This window comes from Pseudofrankia coriaricola, from assembly GCF_001854805.1.
GTDB lineage: Bacteria > Actinomycetota > Actinomycetes > Frankiales > Frankiaceae > Pseudofrankia.
The window spans coordinates 15,484-32,864 of sequence record NZ_MBLO01000034.1 but is presented as its reverse complement, the minus strand read 5'-3'; the positions used below and the strand labels follow the sequence as shown (position 1 = coordinate 32,864).

The following is a 17,381-nucleotide window of genomic DNA, read 5'->3' as shown; positions in this document are numbered from 1 at the left end:
AGATCGCTTCGCGATCCGGCAGGAACCCCGGCCAGGCGTGCGAAGGAAGATCATTCTCGCACCCCCGCTGACCCGCTAGTCGGCACCCAGGAGTTCACCCACATAGTTGGCAACGGCCCAGACCGCCGACATTGTCCCCGGGTAGTCCATCCGCATCGGACCGACCACCCCCATGCCGCCGAGCGCCGCCGCGCCACGGCCGTAGCCGGTCGCGACGACGGCGGTGGACCGCAGCGCGTCAACATCGGTTTCACGGCCGATGCGTACCGTAACGGTACCTGGCTCGCGAGCCCAGCCGATCAGCTTGAGCAGGACGACCTGCTCCTCGAGCGCCTCGAGGATCGCCCGCAGCGAGTCGGAGAAGTCCAGCGCCGAACGGGTCAGGTTCGCCGTTCCCGCGAGCGCGATCCGCTCCTCCTGCCGCTCGACCAGCGTCTCGATGAGGACCGTGGCGAGTGCCGTGAGCTGCGTGCGAAGGCCCGGGCCCGCCTCGTCCGGCAGGACGGCGGCGGCCTCGGCGGCGTCAGCGAGCCGGCGTCCGCCGAGTGCGCGGTTGAGCACGGTGCGCAGCTCGGCGACCGTGTCCTCGTCGATCGGCTCGGCGACGTCGACGACCCGCTGCTCCACCCGGGCCGCGTCGGTGATCAGGACGATCAGCAGCCGGCCGGGGCTGATCTGGACAACCTCGATGTGGCGTACCCGGCTGGTGGTCAGCGACGGGTACTGCACGACGGCGACCTGCCGGGTCAGCTGGGCGAGCAGCCGGACCGAGCGGCGCACCACGTCGTCAAGGTCGACGGCGCCCTCGAGGAAGCTCTGGATGGCCCGCCGCTCCGCCCGCGACAGCGGCCTGACGCCGGAGAGCCGGTCGACGAACAGCCGGTAGCCCTTGTCCGTCGGGATGCGGCCCGCGCTGGTGTGCGGCTGGGTGATGTAGCCGTCCTCCTCGAGGGCGGCCATGTCGTTACGGACAGTAGCCGGTGAGACCCCGAGCGCGTGCCGCTCAGCGAGTGCCTTGGAGCCGACCGGCTCGTTGCCGATCACGAAGTCCTCGACGATCGCCCGCAGCACTTCCAGGCGGCGTTCCTCGAGCACGTCACGCACCCCCTCGGTGACCACCGGACCGGACACCATGTACCCGGCGAGATCCGCCGGGCCACGGCGGCCCTGGCCGCCTCCGGTGCCATGGCGGCCGGAGCGCGGGATCAACGCGCCCCCTCCGCCGTCGAGCCACGGCCAGCCACCGGCCGGCTGACGGCGACGACGCGGCGCGGCCTCGCGAGCCCCACCCGGGCCGGCCAGTGGCCGGCGGGACGATGCCCGCCGGGACCGGTGACCGCGCCGCTGCGCACCCTGGTCGTCCGCGCCGTCTTTGTTCGCATAGTCCATGGTGCGCATGTCGGGCCCGACGAGTGGCCAGATCAACCCATTTGACCTCGACCCACCTGGCACTCCATCGCCGTGAGTGCCAAGTCTAACCGGCAACCGGCGGCTGGCGCGCGGCAGCAGCCGCGCCTGTCAGAGATCGGGCAGGAGGGCGCGTACGACGGTGTCGGTCAGCAGCCGGCCCTGCCTGGTCAGGCTGATCCGGCCGGCGGCGAGGCCCGCGGGGTCGACCAGGCCGGAGGCGACCAGGCCGTCGACGGCGGCGAGCTCGCCAGGGGCGAGCTCGCCGACCGGCAGGCCCTCGGCCAGGCGCACCCCGAGCATCACCCGCTCGACGTGGCGGTCGCCCGGGGAGACGGTCTCGCGGGCCTGGGCGGGGCTCTGGCCCGCGCGCAGGCGCTGGGTGTACTCGGTCGGGTGACGGACGTTCCACCAGCGCACGCCGCCGACGTGGCTGTGCGCCCCCGGGCCGATCCCCCACCAGGTCGCGCCGCGCCAGTAGCCCAGGTTGTGCCGGCACCAGGCGTCCGGCCCGCTGGCCCAGTTGCTCACCTCGTAGGCGGCGAGGCCGGCGGCCTGGAGGGTCTCGTCCGCCTGGATGTAGCGGTCGGCGAGCAGGTCGTCGTCGGGCTCGAGCAGCTCGCCGCGACGGACGCGGCGGGCGAGCTTCGTGCCTTCCTCGACGGTGAGCGCGTAGGCGCTGACATGATCGGGGGTGAGCTCGACCGCCGCCGCGAGGCTCGCCGCCCAGTCCCGTTCCGACTCCCCCGGCGCGCCGTAGATCAGGTCGACGCTGACCTGCTCGAAGCCGGCCTTGCGCGCCCAGCCGACGACGTCGGGCAGCCGGCCGGGGGTGTGCTGGCGGTCGAGGGTGGCGAGCACGTGCGGCCGGGCGCTCTGCATCCCGAACGAGATCCGGGTGAGGCCCGCGGCGCGCAGCTGCTCCAGCGCGGCCGCGTCGACCGACTCGGGGTTGGCCTCGGTCGTGACCTCGGCGCCGGGGCGCATGCCGAACGCGTCGTCGACGGCGCAGACCAGCGCGGCGAGGTCCGCCGGGGGCAGCAGCGTCGGGGTCCCGCCGCCGAAGAACACCGTGTCCACCGCCGGCGCGTCGGGGCCGAGCCGCTGTGCGGCCAACCGGATCTCGGCGGACGCGGTGGTGGCGAAGGTCGCGGCGCTCGCGCCGCCGCCGAGCTCGGCGGCGGTGTAGGTGTTGAAGTCGCAGTATCCGCAGCGGGTCGCGCAGTACGGCACGTGGATGTAGATCCCGAACGCATGCCGAGGGAGCTCTGCGAGCGCCGCGGCCGGCAGCGTCCCGTCGGCCGGTGGGGTCTGGCCCTCGGGCGGCTTGGCGGACATGTCCTCCAGTGTGCGCCCGCCGCCGGGGTGTCCCGCTTCCCCAATCCACGTAATAGGCACGGTTCCTGTAGGTTCCGCGTGGTCTTACCGACTGGCGCGGGCGTGAGCCCGCCACCCCATCGCCGAATGTTTACCCGCGGTTGGCGTGCGTTGCAGCCATGATGGGCGTGTCGTCGTGGCTTTGTCGCGATCTGTGCGGAAGGATCGGACATATGGACGAAGACGTCATGGATCTCCCCATCGAGGCGGACCTGTTGGAGGAGGGCCTGGCGCTGCTGCCGCCGCGGACTACCGAGTACCGCTCCGGCGCCGTCTCCTACCCCTGGGCCGAGGAGCCGGTCACCCAGCCCATCCGGCTCCCGCTGGCCGTCCCCGCCCCCCTCGCGTCGCCGGTGGCCGAGCTCTAACCAACGCCAGCGCGACGCGGACGGCTCGCCCAGGGCGATTGCGAAGCGGCGCACAGCACCAACCGCGGCCACAGCACCAACCGCGGGCACAGCAAAAGCCGGGACGCGGATGCGTCCCGGCTTTTCGCCGACTTCCGGTATGGGAGCCGGTTCAGGAGCTGGTGAGGCTCGCGTGCTGCTTGGCCATCGCCGACTTGCGGTTGGCGGCCTGGTTGGCGTGGATGACGCCCCTGCTGACGGCCTTGTCGAGCTTGCGAGAGGCGATCTTCAGCGACTCGGTAGCGGTCTCGACGTCACCGGCGTCGGCGGCCTCACGGAAACGGCGCACCACGGTCTTCAGTTCGGACTTCACGGCCTTGTTGCGCAGCCGCGCCTGCTCGTTGGTGCGAATACGCTTGATCTGCGACTTGATGTTGGCCACGCGGAGAAACCTCGTCGTCGAGTCGGGACTAGATCTTCGGTCTGGGTGCCGCATCCAGGGTGCCGTGCCCGCGGGCGGGCGCCCGTGAGCCGTGTACCGCGGGTCGGGGCCGGACCATGGCGGCCTGAAGCGCCGTCAGCTAACCACAGGTCAGCCGACCGCCCGTCCGCCACGATCGCCCCACCACGTCAGCCGTGCTGTGTCTGCTCGCGCGGCGCACGGTGGACCCGATGCAGCGCGGTCAACCTTACCGCACCTAGGACCAACAGTTATGCCGGGCTGACGTCGACAGGGCATGACGATCCTTTACCCGTGCCGCCGGAGGGCCGCCGGGGTGTCGTGGAGGTGTCGCCGGCCACGCCATGCGTGGCGCGCGGTCCAGCCTTGCCCGGGATCCTGGCACGATGGAGAGGAGCCCGCACCTTGCGCGGGCGGACCACCGTCCGGCGCCGCCGGCCGGCGGGGCGGGGCCGTGGGCCGGACCCGCCCACCCGAACCGTCGGCGTGCCCATCCAGAAACGAGACCTGCCCGCGTGTCCTCAGCCCCGCAGGCGCCCGGTGCCGACCAGGCGTTGATCCGCAACTTCTGCATCATCGCGCACATCGACCACGGCAAGTCGACCCTCGCCGACCGCATGCTCGGCGTGACCGGCGTGGTCGAGGCGCGCAACATGCGCGCCCAGTACCTCGACCGGATGGACATCGAGCGCGAGCGCGGAATCACGATCAAGGCGCAGAACGTCCGCCTCCCCTGGAAGGCCGACGACGGCAGGGACTACGTCCTGCACCTCATCGACACCCCCGGGCACGTCGACTTCACCTACGAGGTCAGCCGGTCACTCGCCGCCTGCGAGGGCGCCGTCCTGCTGGTCGACGCGGCCCAGGGCATCGAGGCGCAGACGTTGGCGAACCTGTACCTGGCGATCGAGAACGACCTGACGATCATCCCGGTCCTCAACAAGATCGACCTGCCGGCGGCACAGCCGGAGAAGTACGCCGAGGAGATCGCGAACATCATCGGCTGCGAGCCGACCGACGTGCTGCGGGTCTCCGGCAAGACGGGTGTGGGCGTCCCCGAGCTGCTCAACGAGGTCGTGCGGCGGGTCCCCCCGCCCTCGGGCGACCCGAACGCCCCAGCGCGCGCGATGATCTTCGACAGCGTCTACGACATCTACCGGGGCGTCATCACCTACGTCCGGGTGATCGACGGCTCGATCACCACCCGCGACCGCTGCCTGATGATGTCCACCGGGGCGGCCCACGACACCCTCGAGGTCGGCGTCATCTCGCCGGAGCCGGTGGTGACCGGGTCGCTGTCGGCCGGCGAGGTCGGCTATGTCATCCCCGGGGTCAAGGACGTCCGGCAGGCCAGGGTCGGCGACACGATGACCTCGGCCCGCCGCCCCGCGACCGAGATGCTCGGCGGCTACCGCGACCCGCTGCCCATGGTCTACTCGGGGCTCTACCCGATCGACGGCAGCGAGTACCCGGCGCTGCGCGAGGCGCTGGACAAGCTGCAGCTCAACGACGCGGCGCTCACCTACGAGCCGGAGACGTCGGCCGCGCTCGGGTTCGGCTTCCGCTGCGGCTTCCTCGGCCTGCTGCACCTGGAGATCGTCCGCGAGCGGCTGGAGCGTGAGTTCGGCCTGACGCTCATCTCCACCGCGCCGAACGTCGTGTACCGGGTGGTGATGGAGGACCTCGCCGAGCACACCGTCACCAACCCGAGCGACTGGCCGACCGGCAAGATCGCCGAGGTGTACGAGCCGGTGGTGGACGCGATGGTGCTGCTGCCGACGGACTTCGTCGGCGCGGTGATGGAGCTGTGCCAGTCGCGGCGCGGCGTGCTCAAGGGCATGGACTACCTGGCGGCCGACCGGGTCGAGCTCAAGTACACGATGCCGCTCGGCGAGATCATCTTCGACTTCTTCGACGCGCTGAAGTCGCGCACCCGCGGCTACGCGAGCCTGGACTACGACCCGGCCGGCGAGTCGCAGTCCGACCTGGTGAAGGTCGACATCTTGTTGCAGGGCGAGACGGTCGACGCCTTCTCGGCGATCGTGCACAAGGACAAGGCCTACGCCTACGGCGTCTCGATGACCGGTAAGCTGCGCGAGCTGATCCCGCGCCAGCAGTTCGAGGTGCCGATCCAAGCCGCCATCGGCAGCCGGATCATCGCCAGGGAGAACATCCGCGCGATCCGCAAGGACGTGCTCGCCAAGTGCTACGGCGGTGACATCACCCGTAAGCGCAAGCTGCTGGAGAAGCAGAAGGAGGGCAAGAAGCGGATGAAGACCATCGGCCGGGTCGAGGTCCCGCAGGAGGCCTTCATCGCCGCCCTCTCCAACGACGCCTCCAAGAGCAACCGCTCCGGCTGAGGCCGTCCCGCGGCCCGGGCGCGGAGCGCCCGGGCGCCGGGCACGGCCTGTCGGGGCGAGGCGCTGGACGCGCTCGCCCCGTGTCGGGCGCTGAGCCTGACCTCCCAGATCGGCTACGCAAGCTCCGCCGATCCGGCAGGGACCCTGCTCCTCGCGTGGTGCCAGGCCCTGGCATATGGCGGTGGTAGGGCTTGGACCGGGCTGAGGACGTGGCTGGCAGACCTCCCAGATCGGCTCCGCCGATCCGGCAGGGACCCCGGGCGCTGCGCCGATGCGCCGTCACCGACGGTGGCTGGGTTGTGTGAGTTGGGTGGAGAGATCCACCGATCGCGGCCGGGCGGCGGGGCGGTCAGGGGCGGGTGATGCGGTCGAGGGTCTCGAGGTAGGCGACGGCGATCACGACGACGAGCGGCAGAGCGAGCAGGACCCAGGCGCTGGTCAGGTCCGAGAGCGCGATCACGACGGTCAGGACCGCCGTCACCGTGAACAGCAGGCCGCGCATCCAGCCGGCGGGCAGAATCCGGAAGCCGAACCCGGTCTGCTCCCGCCCCGCCTCGCCGTCCCTGGCCGGGCCGATGTCGCTCGGACCGATGTCGCTCGGACCGGCGCCGTTCGCGCCCGTGGCGCTCGGGCGGTCGGCGGAGACCGGGCGGTCGGCGGAGGGGGCCGGGTGACCGGCCTCCCGGCCGGGCCCGGGACGGCCCGCCTCGTGGCGGCCGGTCATCGGGCACCCGCGCTGGCACGGCCGCGGCGTCCGCGGGCTTCGACGACGGTGTGGATGAGTGTCTCCAGCGCGTAGGCGGGGTCGGCGGCGCCGCCCTTGACGCCGGCGTCGGCGGTGGCGGCGGCACGCAGGGCGCGGGCCAGGCCTTCGTCCGACCAGGCGCGGGCGGTGCGCTGGGCGCGCTCGACCTTCCAGTCCGGCATGCCGAGCGCGCGGGCGAGGTCGAACTTGGAGCCGCCGCCGGCGCCCGCGACCCTGGTGAGGTCGCGCAGGCCGCCCGTGACCGCGCTGCTGATGAGCACCGCCGCGGTCCCCGTCTCGAGCGCCTGGCGCAGCAGAGTGAGCGCGCCGGCCAGGTCGCCGGCGACGGCGGCGTCGGCGACGGCGAAGCCGCTGGCCTCGGCGCGGCCGCGGTGGAAGCGGTGGACGGCGGCCTCGTCGATCGGGCCGTCGGTGTCGGCGACCAGCTGCTCGCAGACGGCCGCGATCTCGCGCAGGTCGCTGCCGACCGCGTCGAGCAGTGCGGTGACCGCGGCGTCGGCGATCTTCCCGCCGGCGCGGCGCACCTCGGCGACGACGAAGTCGTGCCGCTCCCGGGGCCGCGTGATCTTCGAAACCGCGATCATCCTGGCGCCCGCGGCCTTCATCGCGTCGGCGATCTTACGGTTGCGGACCGCGCCGTTGTGAACGACAACGAGGATGACGTCGTCCATCGGGTGGGCGATGTAGGCGATCAGCGCGTCGCGCAGCTCGTCGGTGAGTTCCTGGGCGGCGCGGACGACCACGGCGCGCAGCCCGCCGAACAGCGAGGACGCGCCGAGGTCGACGACGTCGGACTCGGTGAACTCGCCCGCCGCCCGGTCGGTCACCTCCAGCTCCGGGTCGGCGGCGCGGGCGGCGGCGAGCGTCTCGCGCACGGCCCGGGCGACCAGTAGCTCCTCGTCTCCCTGGACGAGGACGAGCGGCGGGACGGTCGGCGGCACGGCACCGAGCATGGCACACCGCGGCCGGTCCGGCCGATCACGCCCGCCGCGCGCCGGTCGTTCCGTTCGCGTCGTGGGCGTCGCCATCAGCCGGCCCGGCCAAAGGGCGCGCGACGATGGCGGAGCCTCGCGCGCCCGGAGGCCACCAGAGCTGTCACAGCCAAAGGGCGCGCGACGATGGCGGAGCCTCGCGCGCCCGGAGGCGGTCAGGCGATCAGGCGTCACGGTGCTGGCGGCGGGCGACCAGGGCGGGGACGCCGGCGGGGGCGGCGACGACGGCGGTGGCACCATCCGTGTCGGTGCGGGCGTAGGGGATCCCGGCGGCGGTCAGCGCGGCGAGGGTGACGGGCGCCGGATGGCCGTACTGGTTGCCTGCGCCGACGCTGATCAGCGCGGTCCGGGCGCCGGAGGCGCCGAGCAGGCCGGCTTCCTGGCTGGCGGAGCCGTGGTGGGCGACCTTGAGGACGTCGATGCGGGGCGCGGCGGCGGCGACCGCCCCGGCGGTCAGCAGCTGGCGCTGCTCCGCGTGTTCCGCGTCGCCGGCGAGCAGGATCGTCAGCCCGCCGGCGCGGGCGACGGCGACCAGGGAGTTGTTGTTCGGGTCGCTGTCGGTGCCGCGCAGGGGACGCACCGGCCCGATCACCTGGACGGTGACCGGCCCTACCGCGCGACTGGCCCCGGCGCCGACCTCGACGAGCGGTACGCCGGCTGCCTCCGCCTCGGCCCGCAGCGCCGCCCACCGATCGGCCGGCTCGTGTAACGGCCCGACGAGGACCTCGCCGACCGGCAGGTGCCCGAGCACGGACGAGAGCCCGTCGACATGGTCGGCGTGCAGGTGGGTGAGCAACACGACGGGCAGCCGGCGGATCCCCAGGTCGTCGAGGCAGGCGGTGAGTGCGCCCGGGTCCGGCCCGGCGTCGATCAACACGCCGGCGCCCGGCCCGGCGGCGAGCACGAGGGCGTCTCCCTGGCCGACGTCGCAGGCGACGAGCAGCCAGCCGGGCGGTGGCCAGCCGGCGAGCCGGCCGACCAGGACGCACCGGGCGAGCAGCAGCCCGGCCGCCGCGGCGGCGCACACCCGCCGCCCTCGCGGCCGGCGCAGCGTCGCGAGCGCCGCCGGCAGGGCCGCGAGCGCGGCGAGCGCTCCGAGCGGGCCGCCGGGCCAGCGCACGGTCGCGCCGGGCACGTCCGCCGCCGTCCGCGCGACCAGGACGAGCCACCGACACGGCCAGCCCGCGAGCCAGGCGGCCAGCCGGGCGAGCCCGCCGCTGACGGGCCCCACGGCCAGCGCGACGACGCCGAGCACGGTGACCGGGGCGACCGCGACCGCCGCCGCGACGTTCGCCGGGATCGCCACCAGGCTGACGCCGCCCCCGATCCAGGCGATCACCGGCGTGCAGGCCAGCTGTGCCGCCGCCGCCACCGCGGCGCCGTCCGCGAGCCAGTGCAGTCGGGGTGGCAGCCGCCGGGCGAGCCGGTCACGCCAGCCGGGCGCGACGATGACGATGCCGGCGGTGGCCAGCACCGACAGCGCGAACCCGGCCGAGAGCGCGAGCCGCGGGTAGGCCAGCACCAGCACGGCGACCGTGGCCGACAGCGCGGGCAGCACCGAGGCGCGACGCCCGGTGCCGGTCGCCACCGCCGCGAGCAGCCCCATCGCGCCGGCCCGCAGCACGCTCGCGGACGGCCGGGCGATGACGACGAACCCGACGATCGTCGCGGCGGCCCACAGCGCCCTGGACCGCACGCCGATGCGGGTTCGCCGCAGGGCCGCCAGCAGCGCGCCGGTGAGGATCACCACGTTTCCGCCGCTGACGGCGGTGAGGTGGGTGAGCCCGGCGGCGCGGAAGTCGGCGCGCAGGCCCGGATCCAGCCCGCTGACGTCGCCGTCGACCAGCCCGGGGAAGAGCCCGCGGGCGGGCTGTGGCAGGACACCGGCGGCGGCGCGCAGGTCGGCACGCAGCCGGCCCGCGGCCCGCTGGTACCAGACCGGCCCGGCCACGGGTCTCGGCGGGCCGCGGACGAACAGAACGGCGCCGACCTGGTCGCCCGGCCGCGGCGGCTCGAGTCGCGCGTCGACAGCCACCCTGGTACTCGGCAGCAGCCCCGACCAGCCGTCCCCCGGTGCCAGGACCAGGACCGGTACGTCCAGCCGCGCGACCAGACCGCCGGACGCCGTGCCGATGGCAGCACCGGCGGCGTTCGCGGCGGTGTTCGCCGTGGCGCCAGCAGTTGCGCGCGCCGGGGCGGCGCTGGACGCCGCCACGCGCGTCCCGGCGGCGCGCTGGCTGGTGGCCAGCTCGACGAGCCGCGCGGGGACGGCGACATTGCCGGGACCGCCGGCCGGGCCGGCGAGACCGCCTCCGATGGGGCGCGGGTCATCGGTGACGACGAGTTCGACGCCGACCGTCGCCCGCGCGGCGGCCAGCTGGGCGAGCATTCCGGACCGGCCGTCCTGGCCGCCGGCCCCGGCCACGAACACACCCGCCGCGAGCCCCGCCACCGCGGCCACGGCCACGGCCAGCCACGCCCGGCGGCCCGCCCCAGACCGGCCTCGCTCGGCGACCAGCAGCGCCCCGCCGACCAGCGGCGCGATCCCGCCGACCACCGCCGCCGCGATCAGGACCGCGGCCGATGGCCCCCATCGCCCCGCGAGCGCCGCCCCGCCCCACACGGCCACGGCCGGCACCGCGAGCCGCAGATCCAGCGGCGGGCGCTCCGCCTCGACGGGCCCATCGCCACTCGCCGCGGGTCCGCCGCCGGGCACCCCGTGATCCGATGCCACCGCCTGGCCCGCCGGCTTCCGGTTGGGCCGCCCGCTCACAGCGCGATCAGCGGGAGCAGTTCGGCCAGGCGCTGGTCCCCGACACCGGGGACCTCGGCGAGCTGGTCCGGCGAGGCGAATGGACCGTTCTCCTCCCGGTACCGCACGATCCGCTCGGCGAGCACCGGGCCGATGCCGGGCAGCGTGTCCAGCTGCTCGACCGTCGCCGTGTTCAGGTGGATGGGCCCCGCCTTTCCCGATCCCCCGCCTGGCCCGCCACCGGCGCCGCCAGTCCCCGCCTCAGCCGTCGGCCCCGCGGGCGCGCGGCCCGGTTTGCCGTCGACGAGGATCTGCTCGCCGTCGACGAGCTGGCGGGCGAGCGCGAGACCGGTGGTGTCGGTACCCGGCAGCACTCCTCCGGCCCGTTCGATCGCGTCGATGACCCGTGCCCCGGCCGGCAGGCGTACCACCCCGGGCTCGCGCACCAGGCCGGCGACGTCGACGACCACCTCGGCGGCCGGGGTGGGGCTCTGGCTCGCCCCGCCGGACGCGCTCGCCGCGGCGGACGCCGTGCCGGCCCACGTGGCGCCGCCGGGGAGAGCGCCCGTCCCGGCCGTCGGGCGCGCCGTCCCCCCGCCGGCAGCGGTGTCGATCCGGACCGGCCGGCCATGCCAGGCGAAGAATGCGGCGACGGCCGCGGCCACCAGGGCGACGAGCGCGAGCACCATCGCGCCGCGGGCCGCCGGGTCGAACACGGCGCCCCGCAGCACCGCCGGCAGCTTGGCACCGAGCTCACGCCCCCGCCGGCGGCCCGGCGGCTCGGGCTCGGGCTCCCGCTCGAACGGGACGCCGCGGTCCAGCGTGCTCAGGTACGCGTCGTCGGGCCCGCCGAGCGGCGCCCCGCCGTCCTCCCACGGTCGCGCACTCGCCGGGCCGTCGCCCTCCCAGTCATGATCGTCCGCCGGGTGGGACTCGCGCCGCGCCGCGCCGAGTCCTGAGTCCACCGAACGCAGGCCGAGCAGGGCGGCGACATCCGGGGGGACCACCCGCTCGGAGGCAGCCCAGCCCGCCGGACCCCCACCCCGATCCGCCGGGTCCCGGCCGGGTGGAGCGCCTTCGCCGGGCAGGAAGCCCGGGTCAGGCGCGGCCCACGCCGCCGATTCCTCATCCTCTCCGGGGCCGGCTAGGAGCGGGCCGGGGCGGGCCGGGAGGGCGGCGAGGGAAAGCTCGGAGAGGTCTGGCAGGTGGGCGCGACCGGGCGACGTCCGGTCGGCGGAGGTGTCGATCAGACCGCGCCTGGGGTCGGTCGCGGCGGCGCGACCGGCGCGGTCAGGGCGGTCGAGATGCTGATCGGTCATGGGCCGGACCGTAGGCCGGCGCGACGCCGCCGCGGGCCGGTCAGCGAGCCGCTGTGGACAGCGACCGCCCGTCCACAGCCCTGCCCGATCCAGGCCGGGGCCCTGCCAGCATGGTGAGGACGGCTGGGACGAGCGGCACACCATCCGGGCGTGGAGCGGCGGTGGGAATACGCGCGTCGCTCTATATAGTTGCTCGGGCAACGATCGGTGATACCCAGCACCGGTCGAGACGTCCACCGCCACCGGCGGCGGTGGAGATCCGCGTTACCAGGAGGACCCAGATGTCCGAAGCCACCGTCACCACGACCGACCTGTCCGCGCTGACCGGCACCTGGACCGTCGACGCCGCGCACTCGCGCATCGGCTTCTCGGCCAAGCACGCGATGGTCACGACCGTACGTGGCTACTTCAACCAGTTCGAGGGCACCCTCGAGCTGGACGGCTCCGCCCCGGCCAAGTCCGCGGCCAACGTGACGATCCAGGCGGCCAGCTTCGACACCGGCGTCGCGGACCGTGACGGCCACGTCCGCTCGGCTGACTTCCTCGACGTCGAGAGCTTCCCGACGCTCACCTTCGTCAGCACCGGTGTCAGCCAGGACGGCGACGAGTACACGATGACCGGCGACCTGACCATCAAGGGCGTCACCAAGCCGGTCCAGCTGGCGATGGAGTTCGAGGGCAGCTCGCTGGACCCGTTCGGCAACACCCGCACCGGCTTCACCGGCGCCACCACCATCAGCCGCAAGGACTTCGGCCTGACCTGGAACGCCGTCCTGGAGACCGGTGGCGTCCTCGTCAGCGACAAGGTCAAGATCCAGCTCGACATCTCCGCCATCAAGCAGGCCTGACCCGCCCGGCCGCCCACGACCCGTCGCTGGTTCGCATACCGCGCGCCGGCGACGCCGCTCCGCCGCTAGCTCATGGCCTGGTGGGCTCCCTCCGCTCTGCGACGCGGACGAGCCCACCAAGCCATGGGAGCGGCCGCGGGGACGTGCCCAGCACGCTCCAGGCCGATGCCGGCCGTTTCAGACGTGGCCGGACAGATCGACAGGGGCCTCGGCCGTCGTCGGGGATGCGGGGTCGGGGGCGGTGAAGAGGTCGATGGGCTCGCCCGCCACCGGGGCGGGGGCAGTCGCCTGGGGGTCGGGGGCGCCCGGCGGGAGTTCTATGCGTTCGACCAGGGTGGGGCCCTGGTTGTGGACGTCGCCGACGGCGGCGTCGACAGGGTGGGTCTCGAACACACCCGCCGGCGCCGGGACGAGCAACGCGCGCAGGGCGTCGGTGTCGGCGTAGCCCGGGTCGAGCCAGCGGTCCCAGGCGGCGGCCGGCAGGACGACCGGCGAGCGGTCGTGCAGGAACTCCAGGCCGACGGCCGGGCCGGTGGTGAGGATCGTGTAGGTGGTCAGTGGCTCGTCGCCACCGCGCCACACCTCGTACAGGCCGGCGAAGGCGAGCAGCGGACCGGCCGGGCCGATGCCCGGGTGCTGGCCGCGGTGGATGTAGTACGGCTGGCCGCGCTTCTTCCTCTCGGGCCGGTGCCACTCGTAGAAGCCGGTCACGGGGACGAGGCAGCGCCGCGCGGCGAACGGCTTACGGAACACCGGCTTCTCGGCGATCGTCTCCGACCGCGCGTTGATCATCCGCGAGCCGATGGAGACGTCCTTCGCCCAGGACGGCACCAGCCCCCACCGGGCCAGCCGCAGCACGCGGCCGCTCGCGACAGGGGTCTCAGAGGAGCCGTCGGCGCCGTCGGCGCCGCCTGCGGAGTCCCCGGGGGATGGCTTCGGGCGCTCAGCCGTCACGATCGGCTGGGTGGTGGTCGGGGCGACGTTATAGCGCTCACGCACCTCGCCGCCGGTGTCGTCACGGGCCGACATCGCGTCGGCGAGGTCGTCCGCACTTAGCGTCTGGGTATACCGGCCGCACATGTGTTCAGCGTAGGACCGTCCTACGACGATTCGGAGCGCACGCGGCTACCAGACACCGGCGAGCAGCGCGGTGCCACCGGCCAGGCAGGCGAGGCTGGACACGGCGAAGACGGCGACCCACAGGCCGGCCGGCAAGCCTGTGAGGCGGGCGAGCTGGTCGGGGTCGGAGCCGCCGCCCCGCTGCCGGCGGCGGGACCGCGACACCTCGTACACGGGCCGCACGCCGCCGATCAGCAGGAACCAGGTCACACAGGCGGCGAAACCGCCGCGCAACGCGTCCGGGGCGACGACCGAGACGGCGAGCACGATCAGGATGCTCACCACCACCGACAGCAGGCCGAACCCGTTGCGGATCACGACCAGTACGCCGACCAGCAGCACGACGAACAGCTGCAGCAGCAGCGCGGTGCGCCCGGTCGACACCAGCGCCGCCGCGCCGAGGCCGAGCAGCGCCGGCGCCGGGTAGCCGGCGGCGACCGTGCAGACCACCCCGGGTCCATGGGGCCGGCCCGAGGAGATCGTCACTCCGGAGGTGTCCGAGTGCAGCCGGATCCCGGCGAGGCGGCGCCCGGCGCACAGCGCGACGAGGGCGTGCCCGGCCTCATGGACGATCGTGATGACGTGCCGGGCGACGGGCCAGGAACGGTTGCTGGCGACGGCCAGCAGCGCGAGCAGGCCGGCGGCGGCGAGTACCGCGCGGCTCGGCGCCGGCTGGACGACGAGCGCGCGGTGCAGCAGGTCAGACAGGGCCGTCTCCTCGGTGGGGAGCCTCGTGGCCGGCGACGGCGCGGCGGCGCCACCACGGCGGGCCCGTCCCGATGACGGGCCATCGCGGTGACCACGCGGTCGTCGGCCGCATTCCCCTACGGCCCGTTCATACCGGTTTCCGAGGAGAAGGTGCACCCCGGCCGTCGCCACCCGGCCGGCATGGGCCGGAAGTGTCCGCCGGTGGCGGTAATGTTGGCCGGCCGGCGGCGGCCGCGGCGGCCCACGCCGAAGCGGGCGCGTGGCCACCCCGACCTGCGGCCTGACCTCGGAAGGTCGCCGAAGCCATACCCGGCCGGCAGGCGCTGGGCGAGCCGGCGCACTCTGGGCGGACGGCTGGACAGGACGGAGGCACAGGTGGCGGAGTACGTGTACCGGCCGGTCATCAGCGTCGCGCTCGGGCTGTTCCGGGCTCTCGACCTGAAGCTCGACGTGCGCGGCCGGGAGAACATCCCGGCGACCGGCGGCGCTGTGGTGCTCATCAACCACATCTCCTACCTGGACTTCGCGCTCGCCGGCGTGCCGTTCTGGCGCGAGCGCAAGCGCATGGTCCGGTTCATGGCGAAGAAGCCGACCTTCGAGAGCAAGGTGACCGGCCCGCTGATGCGCGGCATGCACCACATCCCGGTCGACCGGGCCGCCGGTGCCGGGTCACTGAAGGTGGCGATCGAGGCGCTGCGCGCCGGCGAGCTGGTCGGCGTGTTCCCCGAGGCGACGATCCACCCGCACTACTGCCTGGCGCCGTTCAAGTCCGGCGCGGCGCGGATGGCCAGGGAAGCCGACGTGCCGGTGATCCCGCTGGTCATCTGGGGCAGCCAGCGGATCATGACCAAGGGCCAGCCGCGCAATCTGCGTAAGGCCCGGCACACCCCGGTCTCGCTCACGGTCGGCGCCCCGATCCCGCCGGCGGAGCTGGCGGACCCGGCGGCAGGCACAGCCCTGCTGTTCGACGCGATGAGCAAGCTGCTCGACGAGGACCAGCACCGCTACCCGCCGCCCGCGCCCGGCGAGCCCGACTGGTGGCAGCCGGCCCACCTGGGCGGTTCCGCGCCGCCGCGCCCACAGGACGCCGCGTCCACCCGCCCTGACGACCCAGCTCCCGCGGCGTCCACGGCTCACCCGCTGCCCGACCAGGCGTCACCGGAGCGGGCGTCGCCGGTACAGGTGGCGGCGAAGCAGGTGCCGGCGGAACAGGCGCCGGCGGGCGCCGAGAGCACCGCGGCGGCGCCGACTGAGCAGACGACGCCCCCGGCGGCCTGACGGCTTTCTGTCAGGCTGTTTGACGGGAGCCAGCCGCGCGGCGGATCGTCCGAATCGCCAGCTTCGGCACCCGTCACCAGGACGGACGCAGCCCGCTCGCCGCCATCCTGGCGGCGGCGTCGGCGAGGCTGGCTTCCCGCGATGCCGCGCCGTGCGCGGCCGAGACCCCGGAGAGTTGTTGATGGTGTCGCACCCGGACGTCGCCGACAGCAGCACGATCAGGGACAGGGCGATCAGAAACAACGCCGCGGCTGGCAGCGCCGTCAGCAACGAGGAGTTCGTCGACGCGCTGCCCAAGGTCGAGTTGCACGTCCACCTCGAGGGTTCGATGCTGCCCGGCACGGTGCTCGCACTCGCCCGCCGTCACCAGGTCGACGACATCCCGACATCCGAAGAGGCGCTGCGCGAGTGGTACGCCTTCAAGGACTTCAGCCACTTCCTGCGCGTCTACCGGACGGCGGTGCGGGTGCTGCGCGACGAGGACGACTTCGCGCTGCTCGCCCGCGAGACCGCCCTCGGCCTCGCCGCGCAGAACGTCCGCTACGCGGAGATCTACTTCACCCCGTACATCCACACGATGCGCGACGTCCCGATCGAGGACGTGTTCGCCGGCATCAACCGCGGCCGGGCCGAGGCGCGGGCGGCGACCGGCATCGAGATCCGCTGGATGGCCGACATCCCCGGCGGGCTGCCCGACGTCGACATCCTCGAGGTCGCCGACCTCACCGTCGGGTACGCGATCGCCCACGGCGGTGACAGCGTCGTCGGCCTCGGCGTCGGCGGCGCCGAGGCGGGCGTTCCCCGGCCGCAGTTCGCCGAGGCGTTCGCGGCGGCGCGGGCGGCCGGCCTGCGCAGCATCCCGCACGCCGGCGAGACGACCGGTGCCCGCACGATCTGGGACAGCGTCGAGTACCTGGGCGCCGACCGGATCGGCCACGGCATCCGCTCGCTGGAGGACCCCGCGCTGCTCGCGCGGCTGCGCGCGGACGGCATCCCGCTCGACGTCTCGCCGACGTCCAACCTGTGCACCGGCGTCGTCGCGGACTACCCGAGCCACCCGCTGCCCAGGCTGATCGCCGAGGGGCTGTCGGTCACGCTGAACAGCGACGACCCGCCGATGTTCGGCACGACCCTGCGCGAGGAGTACCTGCATGCGCTGCGCGATCTGGGCCTGTCCCGCGCGGCTGTCGCCGGGCTCGCCACGGCCGCTGTCCGCCACTCGTTCCTCGACGAGGACCGGAAGGAGGCCTTGGTCGCCGAGCAGCGCGCCGCCGTCGACGCGCTCACCGCACGCTGACGCGCACCAGGACTCAGGGAAAACACGGATCCCCCAGCGCCGTCGCCGCGTTACTGTCTGACGCAGGCCGGCCAGGCGCGAGCGCGCGGCCACCGCGAGGACACCCGCCGCGGCCTCTCAGAATGGGGCCGGGCCGCCCGAGCATCCTCGGACGGCCCGGTTACGGGGCCCACACGCAAGGGCCCGCGCGCGACGGCGGCCTGGCCCGCCGGTCAGCGGCCGCGAGCGGCCCGGACCATGCGGAGCCGAAGATCCGGCTGACGGCGAGATGGGCGACGGCCAGCTCGTCGCCGACTGCGTGGTCCGCCTGGCGATGAGCTACCTGACCCTCCCGGGCGGCGCCCCCGAGCT

Annotated in this window: 14 protein-coding genes; 5 read left to right on the top strand and 9 right to left on the bottom strand. The window is 74.1% G+C overall.

Annotated elements, in window-relative coordinates; all coding sequences use genetic code 11:
* Positions 1-75: 75 nt before the first annotated feature.
* A complete protein-coding gene (hrcA, locus tag BCD48_RS05935; RefSeq protein ID WP_071047308.1) occupies positions 76-1,095 on the bottom strand; it encodes a heat-inducible transcriptional repressor HrcA in 1,020 nt (339 codons plus the stop codon).
* A 423-nt stretch (positions 1,096-1,518) separates the two neighbouring features.
* Positions 1,519-2,745, bottom strand: coding sequence for a radical SAM family heme chaperone HemW (hemW, locus tag BCD48_RS05930; RefSeq protein WP_071047287.1), 1,227 nt, complete (start codon positions 2,743-2,745; stop codon positions 1,519-1,521).
* 212 nt (positions 2,746-2,957) lie between these two features.
* Here hemW and BCD48_RS05925 point away from each other — a divergent pair, with 212 nt between their 5' ends.
* A complete protein-coding gene (locus BCD48_RS05925) occupies positions 2,958-3,152 on the top strand; it encodes a hypothetical protein (protein ID WP_071047286.1) in 195 nt (64 codons plus the stop codon).
* 151 nt (positions 3,153-3,303) lie between these two features.
* On the opposite strand, the gene rpsT is transcribed toward BCD48_RS05925, so the two are convergent.
* Entirely contained in the window at positions 3,304-3,573 is a 270-nt protein-coding gene (gene rpsT / locus BCD48_RS05920) for a 30S ribosomal protein S20 (RefSeq protein WP_071047285.1), read from the bottom strand.
* A 533-nt stretch (positions 3,574-4,106) separates the two neighbouring features.
* Here rpsT and lepA point away from each other — a divergent pair.
* Positions 4,107-5,951 carry a translation elongation factor 4 gene (lepA, locus tag BCD48_RS05915; RefSeq protein ID WP_071047284.1) on the top strand — a complete coding sequence of 615 codons (1,845 nt, stop codon included), beginning with the start codon at positions 4,107-4,109 and terminating at the stop codon, positions 5,949-5,951.
* A gap of 349 nt (positions 5,952-6,300) precedes the next feature.
* Here lepA and BCD48_RS05910 read toward each other — a convergent pair whose 3' ends face one another.
* The 4 genes from BCD48_RS05910 to BCD48_RS53235 all read right to left on the bottom strand — a co-directional run bounded on the left by BCD48_RS05910 (position 6,301) and on the right by BCD48_RS53235 (position 11,780).
* Positions 6,301-6,675, bottom strand: coding sequence for a hypothetical protein (locus BCD48_RS05910; protein WP_071047283.1), 375 nt, complete (start codon positions 6,673-6,675; stop codon positions 6,301-6,303).
* The gene (gene holA, locus BCD48_RS05905; RefSeq protein WP_071047282.1) at positions 6,672-7,670 is read right to left on the bottom strand and encodes a DNA polymerase III subunit delta; all 999 of its coding nucleotides are present in this window, start codon (positions 7,668-7,670) and stop codon (positions 6,672-6,674) included. Before holA ends, BCD48_RS05910 begins: the two co-directional genes overlap by 4 nt.
* Positions 7,671-7,872: 202 nt before the next feature.
* Positions 7,873-10,425 (bottom strand): ComEC/Rec2 family competence protein, encoded by a 2,553-nt coding sequence (locus BCD48_RS05900; RefSeq protein ID WP_131803810.1) that lies wholly within the window; start codon positions 10,423-10,425, stop codon positions 7,873-7,875.
* Positions 10,426-10,478: 53 nt separating this feature from the next.
* Complete coding sequence (locus BCD48_RS53235; protein WP_241841542.1) at positions 10,479-11,780, bottom strand: ComEA family DNA-binding protein; 1,302 nt, start codon at positions 11,778-11,780, stop codon at positions 10,479-10,481.
* A gap of 281 nt (positions 11,781-12,061) precedes the next feature.
* On the opposite strand from BCD48_RS53235, the gene BCD48_RS05890 reads away from it, so the two are divergent.
* Positions 12,062-12,628, top strand: a complete 567-nt coding sequence (locus BCD48_RS05890) for a YceI family protein (RefSeq protein WP_071047280.1) — start codon at positions 12,062-12,064, stop codon at positions 12,626-12,628.
* Positions 12,629-12,805: 177 nt separating this feature from the next.
* On the opposite strand, the gene BCD48_RS05885 is transcribed toward BCD48_RS05890, so the two are convergent.
* A complete protein-coding gene (locus tag BCD48_RS05885; RefSeq protein WP_071047279.1) occupies positions 12,806-13,708 on the bottom strand; it encodes an SOS response-associated peptidase in 903 nt (300 codons plus the stop codon).
* A gap of 45 nt (positions 13,709-13,753) precedes the next feature.
* A complete protein-coding gene (locus tag BCD48_RS05880; RefSeq protein WP_071047306.1) occupies positions 13,754-14,443 on the bottom strand; it encodes a M50 family metallopeptidase in 690 nt (229 codons plus the stop codon).
* A 387-nt stretch (positions 14,444-14,830) separates the two neighbouring features.
* On the opposite strand from BCD48_RS05880, the gene BCD48_RS05875 reads away from it, so the two are divergent.
* Positions 14,831-15,733 (top strand): lysophospholipid acyltransferase family protein, encoded by a 903-nt coding sequence (locus tag BCD48_RS05875; RefSeq protein ID WP_083418232.1) that lies wholly within the window; start codon positions 14,831-14,833, stop codon positions 15,731-15,733.
* A 184-nt stretch (positions 15,734-15,917) separates the two neighbouring features.
* A complete protein-coding gene (gene add, locus BCD48_RS05870) occupies positions 15,918-17,030 on the top strand; it encodes an adenosine deaminase (RefSeq protein WP_491677114.1) in 1,113 nt (370 codons plus the stop codon).
* The last annotated feature ends 351 nt before the right edge of the window (positions 17,031-17,381 follow it).

Coding starts and splice junctions, on each gene's coding strand:
- hemW (WP_071047287.1), bottom strand. CDS start 2,745: ATGTCCGCCAAGCCGCCCGAGGGCCAGACCCCACCGGCCGACGGGACG.
- BCD48_RS05925 (WP_071047286.1), top strand. CDS start 2,958: ATGGACGAAGACGTCATGGATCTCCCCATCGAGGCGGACCTGTTGGAG.
- BCD48_RS05910 (WP_071047283.1), bottom strand. CDS start 6,675: ATGACCGGCCGCCACGAGGCGGGCCGTCCCGGGCCCGGCCGGGAGGCC.
- holA (WP_071047282.1), bottom strand. CDS start 7,670: ATGCTCGGTGCCGTGCCGCCGACCGTCCCGCCGCTCGTCCTCGTCCAG.
- BCD48_RS53235 (WP_241841542.1), bottom strand. CDS start 11,780: ATGACCGATCAGCATCTCGACCGCCCTGACCGCGCCGGTCGCGCCGCC.
- BCD48_RS05890 (WP_071047280.1), top strand. CDS start 12,062: ATGTCCGAAGCCACCGTCACCACGACCGACCTGTCCGCGCTGACCGGC.
- BCD48_RS05885 (WP_071047279.1), bottom strand. CDS start 13,708: ATGTGCGGCCGGTATACCCAGACGCTAAGTGCGGACGACCTCGCCGAC.